Source organism: Pseudomonas sp. GW822-FHT06B12 (assembly GCF_058799675.1).
Map to the genome: position 1 here is coordinate 371,755 of NZ_JBXALR010000002.1, position 18,203 is coordinate 389,957.

Genomic DNA, 18,203 nt, shown 5'->3' on the forward strand with positions numbered 1-18,203 from the left:
TTCCTGGCCGTGCTCTCCCGAGGTCCCCGTGAAAACTGCTGTCGCCCCGCTCGCCCATGAATTTCCGCCGACTGCGCTGGGCGATGTGGTCGCCCAACTGAACGACGTGTACATCGAAAAAGGCACGCCGATGTTCATGCGCACGGTGCTGGCGCTGTTCTCCGGCGGTTTCGCGACCTTCGCCCTGCTCTACTGCGTGCAGCCGATGATGCCGCTGTTCTCCCGTGAGTTTTCGATCAACGCGGCGCAGAGTAGCCTGATCCTGTCGGTGGCCACCGGGATGCTCGCCATCGGCCTGCTGATCACCGGCCCGATCTCCGACCGCATCGGCCGTAAACCGGTGATGGTCGCGGCACTGTTCGCGGCGGCACTGTGCACCCTTGCCAGTGCGATGATGCCGAGCTGGCAGGGGGTGCTGGTGATGCGTGCACTGGTCGGGCTATCCCTCAGCGGGCTGGCGGCGGTGGCCATGACTTACCTGAGCGAAGAGATTCATCCACAGCACATCGGCCTGGCGATGGGGCTGTACATCGGTGGTAACGCGATTGGCGGGATGTGCGGCCGGCTGATCGTCGGCGTGTTGATCGACTTCGTCAATTGGCACACGGCCATGCTGGTGATCGGTGGTCTGGCGCTGATTGCCGCGACGGTGTTCTGGAAAATCCTCCCCGAATCGCGCAACTTCCGCTCCCGCTCGATGCATCCGCGCAGCTTGCTCGACGGCTTCACCATGCACTTTCGCGACGCCGGCCTGCCGTGGTTGTTCCTTGAAGCGTTCGTGCTGATGGGCGCGTTCGTCACGCTGTTCAATTACATCGGCTATCGCCTGCTGGCCGAACCGTATCACATGGATCAGGCCTTCGTAGGCTTGCTCTCGGTGGTTTACCTGTCGGGGATCTACAGTTCGGCGAAGATCGGTGCATTGGCCGACAAACTCGGCCGCCGCAAAGTGCTGTGGGCGACCATCGTGCTGATGCTTGCGGGGCTTGCGCTGACCCTGCTCACACCGTTGCCGCTGGTGATCATCGGCATGCTGATCTTCACCTTTGGTTTCTTCGGCGCGCACTCGGTGGCCAGCAGCTGGATCGGCCGCCGCGCCACCAAGGCCAAGGGCCAGGCCTCGTCGCTGTACCTGTTCAGCTACTACGCCGGGTCGAGTATCGCCGGCACAGTGGGCGGGGTGTTCTGGCACTTGGGTGGCTGGAACGGGATCGGCCTGTTCATCGGCGGGTTGCTGGTGATCGCACTGTTGGTGGCGTTGAAACTGGCCCGGTTGCCATTGCTGCCCAACAATCAATCGGTTTGAAGCGTCGGGACTCAGCGTCGAAAGGACATGAGTTTCAGTACTCGACGCCCCGAGGCTTCGTGCTTGATAACCGCCGCGACATGCAATGCAACCAGAAGTGCGAGCAGTAAACAGGCGCCTATGTGTATTTTAAAAAACAACGCAATCAAATAAGCGTTCGTCAATGGCTGAGGGATTGATACAACATCAAACACATTGATTGCTCTGTCCATCATCAGGAAGCCCGTCACCATGACAACACTGGTCACCCAATAAATCAGTCGATGCATAAACAATACAAACAGTTCAACGGGCGAATAGTGTTTTGTATTTTCATGACGGCTATGGCGCCAGTGGAGATAAACCCGCAAAGCAAAAAATGGTAAAAACACTGTCGTCAGCGATACATTGAAAAACGCCACCCATTCCTTGACCGTCAATGAAACTTCAAACAAAGAAACATAGAAACCGCTGCCCAACGCCCAAACAATGATGGCCGCAGATAGCCAATGTAAAAACTTCTGCCAAGCCGAATATAATGGATTCCTCATCTTAGTTTAACTACCCTATGAGGATCAGGGGCCATGACACGAAAGTTCCGGTCACGTATTGATGACTTCGTAATGTTGTTGATCATATTGTCAGTTCCAAATTATTCATAAATAAAAAGTCCGCCTCAGCACTTAATAACCAAGTAGCCGAGAAGACACTCTACAGACACGAACAAAAACTCTATGCAGGAAGAATCCCCCACTGAGGAGGGAAATCCCAACAGAATAATTAGTCAGACATTACAAACACTACTAACTTGTAAAGAATGGAATAACTTCTGACGCACGCTGTAAGAACGAGAAAAATAAAAAAGCCCGTCTGACGCAAAGGTCAGACGGGCTTTTGCAGCTATCCAGAAAAGGATTACTGGTGGTATTGCGCCGACAACTCATGCACCGCGCGCAAGAAGGCGCCAGCGTGTTCTGGGTCGACTTCCGGGGTGATGCCGTGGCCGAGGTTGAACACGTGGCCGCTGCCTTTGCCGTAGCTGGCGAGGATCCGGCCGACTTCGGCGCGAATGGCTTCTGGCTTGGCGTACAGCACGGTAGGGTCCATGTTGCCTTGCAAGGCGACTTTGCTTCCAACACGCTGGCGGGCTTCGCCGATGTCGCAGGTCCAGTCCAGACCCAAGGCATCTGCACCGGCGTCGGCGATACTTTCCAGCCACAGGCCGCCGTTTTTGGTGAAGAGGATGACCGGCACTTTGCGGCCTTCGTGCTCACGGATCAGGCCGCTGACGATTTTGCGCATGTAGGCCAGGGAGAACTCCTGGTAGGCCGCTGCCGAGAGGTTGCCGCCCCAGGTGTCGAAGATCTGCACCGCTTGCGCGCCGGCCATGATCTGGCCGTTGAGGTAAGAAGTGACCGACTGCGCGAGTTTATCCAGCAGCAGGTGCATGGCCTGCGGGTTGTCGTAGAGCATGGCCTTGGTCTTGCGGAAGTCTTTCGACGAACCGCCTTCGACCATGTAGGTGGCCAGGGTCCATGGGCTGCCGGAGAAGCCGATCAGCGGCACGCGGCCGTTCAGCTCGCGGCGGATGGTGCTGACCGCGTCCATCACGTAGCCAAGGTCTTTGTGTGGGTCAGGAATCGGCAGGGCCTCGACGTCGGCCAGGGTGCTGACGACTTTTTTGAAGCGCGGACCTTCGCCGGTTTCGAAATACAGGCCTTGGCCCATGGCATCGGGAATGGTCAGGATGTCGGAGAAAAGGATCGCCGCATCCAGTTGTGGATAACGGTCGAGCGGCTGCATCGTGACTTCGCAAGCGAACTCCGGATTCATGCACAGGCTCATGAAATCACCGGCCTTGGCACGGCTGGCGCGGTATTCAGGCAGGTAGCGACCGGCCTGACGCATCATCCACACGGGCGTGACGTCTACGGGTTGCTTGAGCAGGGCGCGAAGGAAACGGTCGTTCTTCAGGGCAGTCATGTCGGCATCCGGAAAAAAAGTGCGGGCATTTTCTCAGAGCGCGACGCAAAAGGCACGGCAAGCGCCGCACCTTTTGTCTATCGGGTCAATTTGTCGCGCTGGAATGCGGCCTTCTGCAACACCGCGAAACAACTGTGGGAGCGGGCTTGCTCGCGATGAGGGTCTCACATTCAACATCTCTGTCGACTGATCTGCCGCCATCGCGAGCAAGCTCGCTCCCACATTTGATCCCATTTCAGATCAAGGGCCAATGTGCCCTCAACTCAGATCCGGATTATGGTCAGACGCCCAGGTAATCCAGGATCCCTTCGGCGGCGTTACGGCCTTCGAAGATCGCCGTCACCACCAGGTCAGAACCACGCACCATGTCGCCACCGGCGAAGATTTTCGGGTTGCTGGTCTGGTGCTTGTACGTACCTTGTTCCGGGGCCACGACGCGGCCCTGGCTGTCGGTCTGGATGCTGAACTGCTCGAACCACGACGCCGGGCTCGGACGGAAACCGAAGGCGATGACCACGGCGTCGGCCGGGATGATCTCTTCGGAGCCCGGGATCGGCTCGGGGCTGCGACGGCCACGGGCGTCCGGCTCGCCGAGACGGGTCTCGACCACCTTCACACCTTCGACCTTGTCTTCACCGACGATCGCGATTGGCTGGCGGTTGTAGAGGAATTTCACGCCTTCTTCCTTGGCGTTCTTCACCTCTTTGCGCGAGCCCGGCATGTTCGCTTCGTCACGACGATAGGCACAGGTCACCGACTTGGCGCCCTGGCGGATCGAGGTGCGGTTGCAGTCCATCGCCGTGTCGCCGCCACCCAGTACCACGACCTTCTTGCCTTTCATGTCGACGAAATCTTCCGGCGACTTTTCAAAGCCCAGGTTGCGGTTGACGTTGGCAATCAGGAAGTCCAGCGCGTCGTAGACGCCCGGCAGGTCCTCACCGGCAAAGCCGCCCTTCATGTAGGTGTAGGTGCCCATGCCCATGAACACGGCATCGTATTCTTCGAGCAGTTGCTCGATGGTCACGTCCTTGCCGATTTCGGTGTTCAGGCGGAACTCGATGCCCATGCCGGTGAAGACTTCGCGGCGATTGCTCAGCACGGTCTTTTCCAGCTTGAACTCGGGGATGCCGAAGGTCAGCAGACCACCGATTTCCGGGTTCTTGTCGAACACCACCGGGGTCACGCCACCGCGTACCAGCACGTCGGCACAACCCAGGCCAGCAGGGCCTGCGCCGATCACCGCGACACGTTTACCGGTCGGCTTGACCTTGGACATGTCCGGGCGCCAGCCCATGGCGAACGCAGTGTCGGTGATGTACTTCTCGACCGAACCGATAGTCACCGCGCCGAAGCCGTCGTTAAGGGTGCACGCACCCTCGCACAGACGATCCTGCGGGCACACGCGGCCGCAGACTTCCGGCAGGGTGTTGGTCTGGTGCGACAGCTCGGCGGCGGCGAGGATGTTGCCCTCGGCCACCAGTTTCAGCCAGTTGGGAATGAAGTTGTGCACCGGGCACTTCCATTCGCAGTACGGGTTACCGCAACCCAGGCAGCGGTGGGCCTGGTCGGCCGACTGCTGGGGTTTGAAGGGCTCGTAGATTTCCACGAACTCTTTCTTGCGTTGACGCAACAGTTTCTTCTTCGGATCCTTGCGCCCGACCTCGATGAACTGGAAGTCATTATTCAGACGTTCAGCCATTGTTAAAACCTCATCAAACTCTTCAGGCGCATATCACTGCGGGTTGGCACGGGTGCTGGAAAGCAACGATTTCAAGTTGGCAGCCTTAGGCTTGACCAACCAGAACCGACGCAAGTAGTCATCGAGGTTCTCAGCGAGGTTACGACCCCACTCGCTGTCGGTTTCCTCGACGTATTCGTTCAGCACGCGTTGCAAGTGGCTGCGATAGGCTTCCATTGCCTCACCGCTGATCCGCTGGATTTCCACCAGTTCGTGGTTGACCCGGTCAACGAAGGTGTTGTCCTGGTCGAGCACGTAGGCGAAACCGCCGGTCATGCCTGAGCCGAAGTTGTAACCGGTCTTGCCCAGTACGCAGACGAAACCGCCAGTCATGTACTCGCAGCAGTGATCGCCAGTGCCTTCAACCACGGTGTGAGCACCGGAGTTACGCACGGCGAAACGTTCGCCCGCAGTACCGGCGGCGAACAGCTTGCCGCCCGTGGCGCCGTATAGGCAGGTGTTGCCGATAATGGCGCTGTCCTGAGTTTTGTAGACGCTGCCTTTTGGCGGAACGATGACCAGTTTCCCGCCGGTCATGCCTTTGCCGACGTAGTCGTTGGCATCGCCTTCGAGGTACATGTTCAGACCGCCGGCGTTCCACACACCAAAGCTCTGACCGGCCGTCCCTTTGAAGCGGAAGGTGATCGGCGCATTGGCCATGCCCTGGTTGCCGTGCTTGCGCGCGATTTCGCCAGAGATCCGCGCGCCGATCGAACGGTCGCAGTTGCAGATGTCCAGAGCGAAATCGGCGCCGCTCAGGTCGTTGATCGCCGAAGTGGCCATCTCGACCATCTTCTCGGCCAACAGGCCTTTATCGAACGGCGGGTTGCGCTCAACCTGGCAGAACTGTGGCTTGTCCGCCGGGATGTGATCGCTGCCCAGCAGCGGGGTCAGGTCCAGGTGGTTTTGCTTGGCGGTCTGACCTTCGAGGATTTCCAGCAGATCGGTACGACCGATCAGCTCTTCGAGGGAGCGCACGCCCAGCTTCGCCAGCCACTCACGGGTTTCTTCAGCGACGTAGGTGAAGAAGTTCACCACCATGTCGACCGTACCGATGTAGTGGTCCTTGCGCAGTTTTTCGTTCTGAGTCGCCACGCCGGTAGCGCAGTTGTTCAGGTGGCAGATGCGCAGGTATTTGCAGCCCAAGGCGATCATTGGCGCGGTGCCGAAGCCGAAGCTTTCAGCGCCGAGGATTGCGGCTTTGATCACGTCGAGGCCGGTTTTCAGGCCGCCGTCGGTCTGCACCCGGACTTTGCCGCGCAGGTCGTTGCCGCGCAGGGTCTGGTGAGTTTCGGCCAGGCCGAGTTCCCACGGGGCGCCCGCATACTTGATCGAGGTCAGCGGCGATGCACCAGTGCCGCCGTCATAGCCGGAAATGGTGATCAGGTCGGCATAAGCCTTGGCCACGCCAGCGGCGATGGTGCCAACGCCCGCTTCTGCAACCAGCTTCACCGAGACCAGAGCCTTCGGGTTGACTTGTTTCAGGTCGAAAATCAGCTGCGACAAGTCTTCGATCGAATAGATATCGTGGTGCGGCGGTGGCGAAATCAGCGTCACACCCGGCACTGCATAACGCAGTTTGGCGATCAGACCGTTGACCTTGCCGCCTGGCAGCTGACCACCTTCGCCGGGCTTGGCGCCCTGCGCGACCTTGATCTGCAGCACTTCAGCGTTGACCAGGTATTCCGGGGTTACACCGAAACGGCCAGTCGCCACTTGCTTGATTTTTGAGCTCTTGATGGTGCCGTAACGTGCCGGATCTTCGCCGCCTTCGCCGGAGTTGGAACGCGCACCGAGGCGGTTCATGGCTTCGGCCAGGGCTTCGTGAGCTTCCGGCGACAGGGCACCAAGGGAGATGCCAGCGGAGTCGAAGCGTTTGAGCACCGATTCCAGCGGTTCGATCTCGCTGATGTCCAGCGGCGTCTCAAGGGTTTTGACCTTGAACAGGTCGCGAATCATCGACACCGGACGGTTGTCCACCAGCGCCGTGTATTCCTTGAACTTGCTGTAGTCGCCCTGCTGCACAGCGGCTTGCAGGGTGCTGACCACGTCCGGGTTGTACGCGTGATATTCGCCACCGTGGACGAACTTCAGCAAACCGCCCTGCTGGATTGGCTTGCGCGGGCTCCAGGCTTCAGCAGCCAAGGCTTTCTGCTCGGCTTCGATGTCGACGAAACGCGCACCCTTGATGCGGCTCGGCACGCCACGGAAGCTCAGATCGCAGACTTCCTGAGACAGGCCGATGGCTTCGAACAACTGCGCACCACGGTAGGACGTGACGGTCGAGATGCCCATCTTCGAGAGGATCTTGAGCAGGCCTTTGGTGATGCCTTTGCGGTAGTTCTTGAACACCTCGTAGAGGTCGCCCAACACTTCACCGGTACGGATCAGGTCGCCCAGCACTTCGTAAGCCAGGAACGGATAGACCGCCGAGGCGCCGAAACCGATCAACACTGCGAAGTGGTGCGGGTCGCGCGCGGTAGCGGTCTCGACCAGGATGTTGCTGTCGCAACGCAGGCCTTTTTCGGTCAGACGGTGGTGCACCGCGCCAGTGGCCAGGGAAGCGTGAACCGGCAGTTTGCCCGGAGCAATGTGACGGTCGCTCAGCACGATCTGGGTACGCCCGGAACGCACGGCTTCTTCGGCCTGATCGGCGATGTTGCGCACCGCGGCTTCAAGACCCAGCGCCTCGTCGTAGTTGAGGTCGATGACCTGGCGTTCGAAGCCCGGGCGATCGAGGTTCATCAACGAGCGCCATTTGGCCGGGGAAACGACCGGCGAGCTGAGGATCACGCGCGAGGCGTGTTCCGGCGACTCCTGGAAGATATTGCGCTCGGCTCCGAGGCAGACTTCCAGCGACATGACGATGGCTTCACGCAGCGGGTCGATCGGCGGGTTGGTGACCTGCGCGAACTGCTGACGGAAGTAGTCGTACGGCGTGCGCACACGCTGGGACAACACGGCCATTGGTGTGTCGTCGCCCATGGAGCCAACGGCTTCGTAGCCTTGTTCGCCAAGCGGACGCAGCACCTGATCACGTTCTTCGAAAGTGACCTGATACATCTTCATGTATTGCTTGAGCTGGTCGACGTCGTAGAACGCCGAACCGTGGTCGTTGTCTTCCATGGTCGCCTGGATGCGCAGGGCATTCTTGCGCAGCCATTGCTTGTACGGATGACGGGACTTCAAGCGGTTGTCGATGGCATCGGTGTCGAGGATCTGTCCGGTTTCGGTGTCCACGGCGAAGATCTGGCCAGGCCCGACACGGCCCTTGGCGATCACGTCTTCAGGCTGGTAGTTCCAGACACCGATTTCCGAGGCCAGGGTGATGAAGCCGTTTTTGGTGGTGACCCAACGCGCCGGGCGCAGACCGTTACGGTCGAGCAGGCACACCGCGTAACGACCGTCGGTCATTACCACGCCGGCCGGACCGTCCCACGGTTCCATGTGCATCGAGTTGTACTCGTAGAACGCACGCAGATCCGGGTCCATGGTTTCGACGTTCTGCCACGCAGGCGGAATGATCATTCGCACGCCACGGAACAGGTCGATGCCGCCGGTGACCATCAGCTCGAGCATGTTGTCCATGCTCGAGGAGTCGGAACCCACACGGTTGACCAGCGGACCGAGTTCTTCCAGGTCCATCAAATCGTTGCTGAACTTGGTGCGACGGGCCACGGCCCAGTTGCGGTTGCCGGTGATGGTGTTGATCTCGCCGTTGTGCGCCAGGAAGCGGAACGGTTGAGCCAGCGGCCATTTCGGCAGGGTGTTGGTGGAGAAGCGCTGGTGGAACACGCAGATCGCGGTTTGCAGGCGCTGGTCGCTGAGGTCTGGATAGAAGGCGGTCAGGTCCGCCGGCATCATCAGGCCTTTGTAAATGATGGTCTTGTGGGAAAAGCTGCAGACGTAGTGGTCGAGGTCGGCGGCGTTGGCCACGGACGAGCGACGACGGGAAGTGAACAGCTTGACGGCCATGTCCTGATCACTCAGGCCAGCTCCACCGATGAACACTTGTTCGATCTGCGGCAGGCGCTCGAGTGCCAGACGGCCGAGAACGCTGGTATCGATCGGCACTTTGCGCCAACCAACCAGTTGCAGGCCGGCAGCCAGGATCTCGCGATTCATGTTCTCGCGAGCCGCTTCGGCTTTTACCGGGTCCTGGTTGAAGAACACCATGCCCACGGCGTATTGCTTGGGCAATTCAATACCAAACGTTTCCTGGGCGATGGCGCGCAGGAACACGTCGGGCTTTTGCATCAGCAGACCGCAACCGTCGCCGGTTTTGCCGTCAGCGTTGATCCCACCGCGGTGGGTCATGCAGGTCAGGGCCTCAATGGCCGTTTGCAACAGGGTATGACTGGGTTCGCCCTGCATATGGGCTATCAGGCCGAAACCGCAGTTATCCTTGAACTCATCTGGTTGGTACAGACCTGCTTTCATAGACACTTTCTCACCAGGCTGCCTCTTATCGAGACAAATTTCTTTTCAATTCAGCCAGTTACCTTCCACGCCGAACGTACGCCAGCTTTGCGGGGGCAAAAGGGAGGTCATTGTACACACCGACACAGAGGCTCACAAATTTGACGACGAAATGTCGCAAATCTATGTCGCATTTGTGAAAGGTTTAAAGCGATATGCTGTGCTAGTCAAAACATTTTTAATGCTGACCGCAACGACTCAAAGACTACTGTGACGCAGACACCACAAGGCACGCGGCCTGGAGGCAGCATGCGCTTGCAGAAATTTTGAGGTGCCGGGAGAGGCGGCCTGGGTAAGGCCGCCGAATCTTCAGCGAGCTGTTGCCAGTTCCTGTTGGACGCTGGCGACAGAGCGAGGCCAAGGTTTACCAGCCTGAACCTTCGCTGGCAAGGCCTTGATGGCGGTAACGGCTGCATCGCGGTTGGCGAAGTTACCGTAGGTGATGACGTAAAGCGGCTTGCCGTTAAGGACTTTCTTGAAATAGCGGTACTCGCCGCCCTGTTCCTTGACGAAATTTTGCGCCGTGGTTTCAGAGCTGGTGCCGAGGATTTGCACCACGTAGTTACCCGGTGCCTGACCTGCGTACCAAGTGCCACCGGTCGCGGTTTTGGCGACGTTCGCCGGCTTCTCGACCGGTTTCTCGACAGGCTTGGCGATCGGGGCTGGTTTGGCCACTGGAGCCGGTTTGGCCGCAGGTGCAGGTGCAGGCTTGGCGGTAGCGACCTGAGTCGGCGCAGGTGCTGGCTTGGCCGCAGGAGTTGGCTTGGCCGCAGGCGCTGGCGTCGGACCAGCCGGAATACCTGCTGGAGGCGCGGTGGTGGTCACGGTAGGCGGTGTGGCACTGGAGCCTTCGACCGGCACGCCGTCGTCGCCCTCAGTGATACCGCCCGCAGCTTCTGCCAATGGACCACGCATCACTGGCTGCGACTGCCCGACCAGCGGCAATGGCATCGGCTGGGTATTGCCGGCGAACTCGACCGCCGGAGCGCCGCCGCTGTTCGGTTTCGGTGTACCCAGTGGCAGTTGCGCCTGCTCATTGGCGGGCGCACCGGTGGTTGGTGCCTTGCTGCGACCTGGCATCAACCAGGCAGCGGCCACCGCGACCACGACTACGGCGGATATCGCCAATACGTGTTTCTTCGGCATGTTGAACCCCATACTTGGACGCTTGACCGCTGAGCGGCTAGCAATCATGGCTTCGATCATCGCATCGCGGGCGACCTGATTGATGTTGCCAGGCCATCCATCGGAGCTTTCGTGTATCTCAGAGATCTGATTCGCGGAGAAAAGTTCGATTCCCTGACCGGCGCCTTCGAGTCGCTGTGCCAGGTATTCGCGGGTTTCTTCTTCGGCGTAAGGTTGCAGCTCGATGACGTGGAAGCGCTCTTCCTCGGTGCTCAGCTGCTCAAGTTCGGCGATCAGCGACGACTCACCAAACAGGAATACATGCGGACGACCTTCCGGCGCGCCAGCCGCCAGCGCCAGCAGCGCTTCGAGGGCGGACTCGTCAAGTTGTTCGGCGTCGTCGACCAGCAAGTAGACTTCCTGGCCAGTCAGCGCGAGCTGTACCACCTGCTTGAGGATCGCACCGACTTCAGCCTGGGCGACGTTCAGCGCCTGAGCCACCTGACGCAACACACCCGCCGCATCGCCGGCACCACGAGCGGAAACCACCACGCTCTGTACCGACTGCTTGTTGGTACTGGCTACCAGCGCCTGACGCAACAGGGTCTTGCCGCTGCCTTGTGGGCCGGTGACCACCAGCAACAACTGGCTGTAACGGGCCAGGTGATGCAGTTGCCCCAGCACGGGTTTGCGCTGGGCAGGGAAGAATTTGAAGCCAGGCACCCGTGGAGCGAAAGGGTCGTGACTCAACTGGTAGTGGCCGAGGAACGCCTCGTCGGCATGCAAACTAGTCATCGGGATCTTATTAACCTTTAAGCTGAGCCAGGGCGCGGTAATCCGCTCCCAGCGTGGCCTGTAAAACCTCTTTCGGATAATCGTCGGTCACTACGGCTTCGCCCATGCGGCGCAACAACACCAGTCGCAAACGACCGTCGATTACTTTCTTGTCAATTGCCATGTGTTCGAGAAAATCGGCTTCAGTCATCACTGAAGGCGGAATGACCGGCAACCCGGCACGCTGGAACAGGCGAATGCCACGATCACGCTCCTGGGCACTGATCCAGCCCAGACGCGAAGACATTTCCAGGGCCATTACGGTGCCGGCAGCCACCGCTTCACCATGTAGCCAGACACCATAGCCCATGTGGGTTTCGATGGCGTGGCCGAAGGTATGGCCCAGGTTCAACGTGGCGCGTACACCAGACTCCCGCTCGTCAGCACCGACCACAGCAGCCTTGGCCGCGCAGGAGCGTTCGATAGCGTAAGTCAGGGCCGTTTGATCCAGTGCCCGCAGGCGATCGACGTTGTCTTCGAGCCAGGTGAGGAACGGCTCGTCGCAGATCAGCCCGTACTTGATGACTTCCGCCAGGCCGGCAGAGAGCTCGCGGGCCGGCAGGGTATTGAGCGTGGCAGTATCGATCAACACGACGTTCGGCTGATAGAAAGCGCCGATCATGTTTTTGCCCAGGGGGTGGTTGATGCCGGTCTTGCCGCCAACCGAGGAGTCGACTTGCGACAGCAAGGTGGTCGGGACCTGGATGAAATCGACACCCCGCTGGTAACAGGCGGCGGCAAAACCGGCCATGTCGCCAATCACGCCGCCGCCCAAGGCGATCACGGTGGTGCGGCGGTCATGGCGTGCAGTGAGCAGGCCGTCAAAGATGGTTTGCAGGGTTTCCCAGTTCTTGAAGGCTTCGCCGTCGGGCAAAACCACGGAAATAACCGAAAACTGAGCAAGGCTGCGGGTCAGACGCTCTAGATACAGCGGCGCAACGGTCTCGTTGGAGATGATCGCGACTTGCCGCCCGGCGATATGCGGCGCCAGCAGTTCGGGCTGATCCAGCAACCCTTCGCCAATATGGATCGGGTAGCTACGCTCGCCTAAATCGACCTTAAGTGTCTGCATGTGTCCCCACAGTGAAGTTGGAATCAGGCGTCCTGCCTTACATTATCGACTGGCAACATCTGCGTGTGTGACGCTGCCCGTTCGTCATGCGCCACACCTTCGAGCCGTCATGACCGGAGCCGAGGATAGCGCATTTCGCTCTGCGCATTAACGGGGAGGTAGCTGCTGCAAGCGTTCCAGGATGTCCAGCACTACCATCCGCGGCGGCCGCTCATCGGTTTCCACCACCAGGTCGGCGATTTCCCGATACAGCGGATCGCGCAACGCCAGCAAATCCCTGAGGGTTTTTGCCGGGTCGGCGGTGCGCAGCAGCGGACGATTGCGATCACGCGCGGTGCGCCCGACCTGCTGTTCGACGGACGCATGCAGATACACCACTCGCCCACCAGCGTGCAGCGCCCGACGATTGGCTTCGCGCATCACTGCGCCACCGCCCGTCGCCAGCACCACGCCATCGAGCGCGCACAGTTCGGCGATCATCGCCTGCTCGCGATCACGAAAGCCGGGTTCGCCTTCTTTATCGAAGATCCACGGGATATTGGCGCCCGTGCGCAATTCAATTTCCTTATCGGAATCCTTGAACGGCAGGCGCAGCTCTTTGGCCAACAAGCGACCGATGGTGCTTTTTCCAGCACCCATCGGCCCAACAAGAATCAAATTTCGCACAGAATCAATGACTCACAGCAATCGCCTGGTTATTCATGATACGCGGAGTGAGAAATACCAGCAGCTCGGATTTTTTCTCCGACACCACGTCACGCCGGAAAAGGCGGCCAAGATACGGCACATCACCGAGAAATGGCACCTTATCTACAACCTTGCTTTGAGTATTTGAGAAAACCCCGCCGATGACGATGGTTTCGCCGTCGTTGACCAGTACCTTGGCGTTGACCTCGTTCTTCTTGATCGGCGGTACATCCTGCACTTTGTTCAGGTAGTCCGGCTCATCCTTGGTGACCTTGACCTCCATGATGATGCGATTGTCCGGGGTGATCTGTGGTGTCACTTCCAGAGACAGCGAGGCCTCCTTGAACGCCACCGATGTCGCGCCGCTGGAGCTGGCTTCCTGATAGGGAATTTCCGTGCCTTTGAGGATCTTCGCGGTTTCCTTGTCGGAGGTGACCACCTTGGGTTGAGAGACGATTTCCCCGTTTCCGGTCTTCTCCATGGCGGTCAGCTCAAGGTCCAGCAACACGTTATCGGTGATGAAGGCGATGCCGATCCCCGATGTATTTCCCGCCGTGCCCATGTCGACGAACGGCGAGTTGGTGCTGGTGCTGCCCGGCGTACCAATGGTCGATGAGGCGTTGGCCCCGTTGCTGACCCCGGAGGCATTCCAGTTACCCTTATTGCGGACCGAACCGCCCCAGCGCACGCCGAGGCTTTTGTCGTAGTCGACGTTGGCTTCGACGATCCGCGCCTCGATCATCACCTGACGCACCGGAATATCCAGCTGAGCGACGATCCGCCGCAGCTCATCCAGGCGATCCTGGGTCTGGTAGGCAATGATGTTGTTGGTTCGCTCGTCGACAGTGATCGAACCGCGCTCATCGATTTTCGCCTCGGCGCTGGTCACCGACTGGAACAGCTTGGCGATATCCGCCGCCTTGGCGTAGTTGACCTGCAACAGCTCACGGCGCAGTGGCGCCAGTTCGGCAATCTGTTTACGTGACTCCAGTTCCTGGCGCTCACGAGCAGCGATCTCATCTGCCGGTGCTACCAACAGGACGTTGCCGATCTTGCGCTTGTCCAACCCTTTGGTCTTGAGCACCAGGTCCAGCGCCTGATCCCATGGCACGTTTTGCAGGCGCAAGGTGATGCCGCCCTGCACCGTGTCGCTGGCCACCAGATTGAGGTTGGTGAAATCGGCGATCAGTTGCAGTACCGAACGCACGTCGATGTCCTGAAAATTCAACGACAGCTTTTCGCCGCTGTAGGCAAAGCGCTCTGCGTTGCGCTTCTGCAGATCATCGACGGTCATCGGGCGGACGCTGACAGTCAGCTTGTTATCGGTCTGGTAAGTCGAGTAGTCAAATGCGCCGCTGGGTTCGATGCTGATGCTGGCCTTATCGGAGGACGCACTAGCATTGACGAACTGCACCGGCGTGGCGAAATCCTTGACGTCCAGACGCACCCGCAAGCGTTCAGGCAGCTGGGTTTTGGCGAAGCTGAGGATGATTTTTCCGTCATGCTCCTGAATATCAGGGCTGATGCCTGGGTCCGACAAATCAATGACCACATTGCCTTCACCCTGCTCACCGCGCTGAAAGTCCACCCCGCGAATAGCCTTGCTTACGGGGGCGTAAGTCTTGGCGGGCAGCGGTATGGCGCTGGCCACTCGCGATGCGGCGGGCCGGGATTTCCGAGCGCCGGCGGCGGCCTGCCCCACCACCACGTACAACGTGTTGCCTTCGACTCGTGAGCTGTAAGGCGTCAACTGCGTCAGGTTGATAATCAAACGCGTCCGATCCTTGGCCTCGACCACCGTCGCACTGCGGGCGTTGCCACCCCCCAGGTCACGCGTCTTGCTTGCCAGTTGACTGCTCACACCCGGTAAATCGAGGGCGATTCGTGCCGGTTGATCGGTGGTGTAGCCATGGGGCGCGGGCGGTGGGCCATCGAAAGTCAGCTTCAACTCGATGCGATCACCCGGCAGCGCGGCGACATCCAGCGCTTTGAGATTGACCGCCTGTACCATCGGTGAAAGCAGCGCCATCCATAGTGAAATACCGAGGGCTGAAAGGATCCTGTTCATGATTCAAGTTCCACTATGAGTGCTCTTTCAAAGGAATAGTCCGCGGTCGTTCCAGCCAGGCACCCTCGCCATCGGGAACGATTTCAACCACATCGACTTGCGAGTCACTGATGGCCACAATCCGGCCATCGTTGCGGCCCAGGTAGTCACCGACCTTCAGCCGGTGCACCCCACCGGCACCGCGCAACAACGCGAAAGCGCCCGAGGCATTGGAGATTGTGCCGACCATTTCAAACTGCTCGATGTTGAAACCTTCGAGGTATTGCTTGATCCGGTTCGGATCGGGTTTGACGTTGCGCGAGCCCGGTTTTCGACCTGCCAGGTCGAGCCTGATCTGTGGTGAAAAGGGGCTACGCAATGACGCAGCGTTGTAGGTGAAGGTTGCGTATGACCTGAGCGTCGGCACAGGTTCAATCTTGCCAGGCGGGCGCAAGCGCACCTCGTTCATGTAGGCGTCCAGATCGCTGACGTCGTTACCGTGGCCACAACCGAGGAGACTCCCCAACAACACAACCAGCGAAAACCATCGGGCCGCATTCATTTCAGCAACCCCTTGTCGTTGTAACGGTAGGTTTTTGCCAGGATATTCATGCGCAGTTTCGCGCCACTGCCTGGAACGACCGGCTCGATGTTGAAGTCGTGCAGGGTGACGATCCGCGGGAGGCTGGCGACGCCACTGACGAAGGTCGCCAGGTCATGGTAGGCACCGGTGACAGTGATCTGAATCGGCAGTTCGATGTAGAACTGCTGGGTGACTTCCGACAGCAGCTTGATCTCTTCGAACTCCAGCCCGCTGCCCAATCCGGTGCGGGTGATGTCTTCCAGCAGACCGGGCACTTCGGTATCACTGGGCAATTGCCGCAACAGCACGCCAAAGGAAGTTTCCATTGCCTTCATCTGCTCGGTGTAGCGCTCCAGATTGGCCGCCAGGTGCGCCTTGCTCGCGAACTGTTCCTTGAGAGTGATTTCCCCGGCACGGGCCTGTTCGAGTTGATCCTCAAGATCCTTGAGGTAAAAGCTGTAACCCAGCGTCAGCACCAGAACCACCACCAGCCCGCCGACCAGGCCTTTGACCGCCGCAGGCCAGGAACCTATGTTGTTCAGGTCCAGGTCGTTGATATCGATACTGCGCAAACTTTCGAACCATCGGGATGGACTCATTTCGCGCCCTCCGCTGCGGCCGGTGGGGCCTGACGAACGGTCAACTGGAACACGTTGGCCTGATCCAGCGCACCGGCGGTGGTCGCCTTCACCTCGGTCAGGCTCGGCGAATCGAACCGGTCGGAGGCACCAAGGTTGCGCAACAACTCCGAGACGCGATTGTTCGACTCTGCCGCCCCGCTGATAGACAGCGTTTTATCGACCAGTTTGACGTCGGTGAAATACACCCCGTCCGGCAGCGTTCGCGCCAGCTGATCAAAGATCCGTGCGTTGACCGACCGATTGCCTTGCAAGTCCTGGATGATCCGCATCCGCTCCACGAGCTGCTGCCGTCGGGCTTTCAGATCGCTGATCTGCTTGATCCGGTCATCGAGTACAGCAATTTGTTTAGCGACGTAATCGTTGCGTGCAACTTGTCGATCGATGGCACTGCTGATGTATTGGTCACCCAGCAGAATCACGCCGACTGCCGCTACCAACACGCCGGCCAACACCAACAGGAAACGCTTGCGACGTTCCTCGCGTAGCTCTTCGCGCCAAGGAAGCAGATTGATCCGCGCCATCAGTCGAAACTCCTTAGCGCCAGGCCGCAGGCAATCATCAACGCCGGCGCGTCACTGGCCAGGGCGCTAGCGTTGACCTTGCTGCTCAGCGTCATATCCGCAAACGGATTGGCCACCTGCGTCGGCGTGCCAAGACGCAGCTCGATCAGTTGCTCCAGCCCGGCGATCGAGGCAGTACCACCGGCCAGCAGGATCTGGTCGACCGCGTGGTACTGACCCGAGGCGAAAAAGAACTGCAACGATCGCGAAACCTGTTGCACCAGCGCCTCGCGGAACGGTTGCAGGACTTCGCTGACGTAGTCATCGGGCAATCCACCCTGCTTTTTCGCCAGCCCGGCCTGTTCGACGGTCATGCCGTAGCGACGCTGGATTTCCTCCGTCAACTGACGACCGCCGAACAACTGTTCACGGGTGTAGATGATCCGGCCGTTGGACAACACGCTTAACGTGGTCATGGTGGCGCCGATGTCGACCACGGCCACCGTCGAGCGCTCGTGTACGCCAGCCAGCTGTGCCGACAACAAGCCGAATGAACGCTCCAGTGCGTAAGCCTCGACATCGACCACCCGCGCCGTCAGGCCGGCAAGGGCCAGTGCGGCTTCGCGGACCTCGACGTTTTCCTTGCGACACGCCGCCAGCAATACATCGACCCGCTCGGGATTACGACGGGAAGCGCCCAGCACTTCAAAATCGATGGCGACTTCTTCGAGGGGATAGGGAATGTATTGGTCTGCTTCGATTTTCAGCTGATTTTCCATGTCATCGGCTGAAAGCCCGGCGTCCATTTCGATGGTCTTGGTGATGACCGCCGATCCGGCAACCGCTACCGCAACACTCTTGACGCTGGTTTTGGCCTTGAGCAACACCCGGGACAACGCCTGCCCCACACCGTCGAGTTCGGCGATATTTTTCTCGACCACCGCGTTGGTCGGCAGCGGCTCTACCGCGTAGGCTTCGACCCGGTATCGAGTACCTGAGCGACTGAGCTCGAGAAGCTTCACCGAGGTGGAGCTGATATCGATCCCCAAAAGCGTGCGGCTTTTTTTATTGAAGAGTCCCAGCACTAGCAATTCCCTATGACTATCCGTGAGTTACGGACTCTTTATGATTCATTGCGTTCAATAGCTGCGCCTTGACAGAGGCGCCAAATGCGCTTTCGGTGGAAAAATGCTTATAATGCCGAGCGTTTTTTCCGCTTTCTCAAGCGC

13 protein-coding genes are annotated in these 18,203 nt (G+C 59.2%); 1 reads left to right on the forward strand and 12 read right to left on the reverse strand.

All coding sequences use genetic code 11. The features are described from left to right. The first annotated feature begins 28 nt into the window (after positions 1-28). The gene (locus tag AC1RKH_RS06375; protein WP_493184040.1) at positions 29-1,306 is read left to right on the forward strand and encodes an MFS transporter; all 1,278 of its coding nucleotides are present in this window, start codon (positions 29-31) and stop codon (positions 1,304-1,306) included. Between the two features lie 11 nt (positions 1,307-1,317). Here AC1RKH_RS06375 and AC1RKH_RS06380 read toward each other — a convergent pair whose 3' ends face one another. From AC1RKH_RS06380 to AC1RKH_RS06435, 12 genes are all read right to left on the reverse strand, one after another. Next, positions 1,318-1,836 carry a cytochrome b gene (locus tag AC1RKH_RS06380; RefSeq protein WP_493062017.1) on the reverse strand — a complete coding sequence of 173 codons (519 nt, stop codon included), beginning with the start codon at positions 1,834-1,836 and terminating at the stop codon, positions 1,318-1,320. Positions 1,837-2,200: 364 nt separating this feature from the next. Next, positions 2,201-3,268, reverse strand: a complete 1,068-nt coding sequence (gene hemE / locus AC1RKH_RS06385) for a uroporphyrinogen decarboxylase (RefSeq protein ID WP_123423929.1) — start codon at positions 3,266-3,268, stop codon at positions 2,201-2,203. Positions 3,269-3,548: 280 nt separating this feature from the next. Next, complete coding sequence (locus tag AC1RKH_RS06390) at positions 3,549-4,967, reverse strand: FAD-dependent oxidoreductase (protein ID WP_123423930.1); 1,419 nt, start codon at positions 4,965-4,967, stop codon at positions 3,549-3,551. A 33-nt stretch (positions 4,968-5,000) separates the two neighbouring features. Further along, on the reverse strand, positions 5,001-9,446 hold the full coding sequence (gltB, locus tag AC1RKH_RS06395) for a glutamate synthase large subunit (protein WP_493062016.1): 4,446 nt from the start codon (positions 9,444-9,446) through the stop codon (positions 5,001-5,003). Positions 9,447-9,794: 348 nt separating this feature from the next. Then, a complete protein-coding gene (locus AC1RKH_RS06400) occupies positions 9,795-11,405 on the reverse strand; it encodes an AAA family ATPase (protein WP_493062015.1) in 1,611 nt (536 codons plus the stop codon). 10 nt (positions 11,406-11,415) lie between these two features. Continuing rightward, positions 11,416-12,516: a 3-dehydroquinate synthase gene (gene aroB / locus AC1RKH_RS06405; RefSeq protein ID WP_123423933.1), complete on the reverse strand. Its 1,101-nt coding sequence runs from the start codon at positions 12,514-12,516 to the stop codon at positions 11,416-11,418. A gap of 147 nt (positions 12,517-12,663) precedes the next feature. Then, the gene (aroK, locus tag AC1RKH_RS06410; protein WP_054595232.1) at positions 12,664-13,182 is read right to left on the reverse strand and encodes a shikimate kinase AroK; all 519 of its coding nucleotides are present in this window, start codon (positions 13,180-13,182) and stop codon (positions 12,664-12,666) included. 4 nt (positions 13,183-13,186) lie between these two features. After that, complete coding sequence (locus tag AC1RKH_RS06415) at positions 13,187-15,271, reverse strand: type IV pilus secretin PilQ (RefSeq protein ID WP_493062014.1); 2,085 nt, start codon at positions 15,269-15,271, stop codon at positions 13,187-13,189. 13 nt (positions 15,272-15,284) lie between these two features. Then, a complete protein-coding gene (locus AC1RKH_RS06420) occupies positions 15,285-15,812 on the reverse strand; it encodes a pilus assembly protein PilP (protein ID WP_493062013.1) in 528 nt (175 codons plus the stop codon). Beyond that, positions 15,809-16,432, reverse strand: a complete 624-nt coding sequence (gene pilO / locus AC1RKH_RS06425; RefSeq protein WP_493062012.1) for a type 4a pilus biogenesis protein PilO — start codon at positions 16,430-16,432, stop codon at positions 15,809-15,811. Before pilO ends, AC1RKH_RS06420 begins: the two co-directional genes overlap by 4 nt. Next, positions 16,429-16,995 carry a PilN domain-containing protein gene (locus tag AC1RKH_RS06430; RefSeq protein WP_123423937.1) on the reverse strand — a complete coding sequence of 189 codons (567 nt, stop codon included), beginning with the start codon at positions 16,993-16,995 and terminating at the stop codon, positions 16,429-16,431. The genes pilO and AC1RKH_RS06430 overlap by 4 nt, the downstream gene beginning before the upstream one ends. Continuing rightward, entirely contained in the window at positions 16,995-18,059 is a 1,065-nt protein-coding gene (locus tag AC1RKH_RS06435) for a pilus assembly protein PilM (RefSeq protein WP_493062011.1), read from the reverse strand. The genes AC1RKH_RS06430 and AC1RKH_RS06435 overlap by 1 nt, the downstream gene beginning before the upstream one ends. Positions 18,060-18,203: the final 144 nt, after the last annotated feature.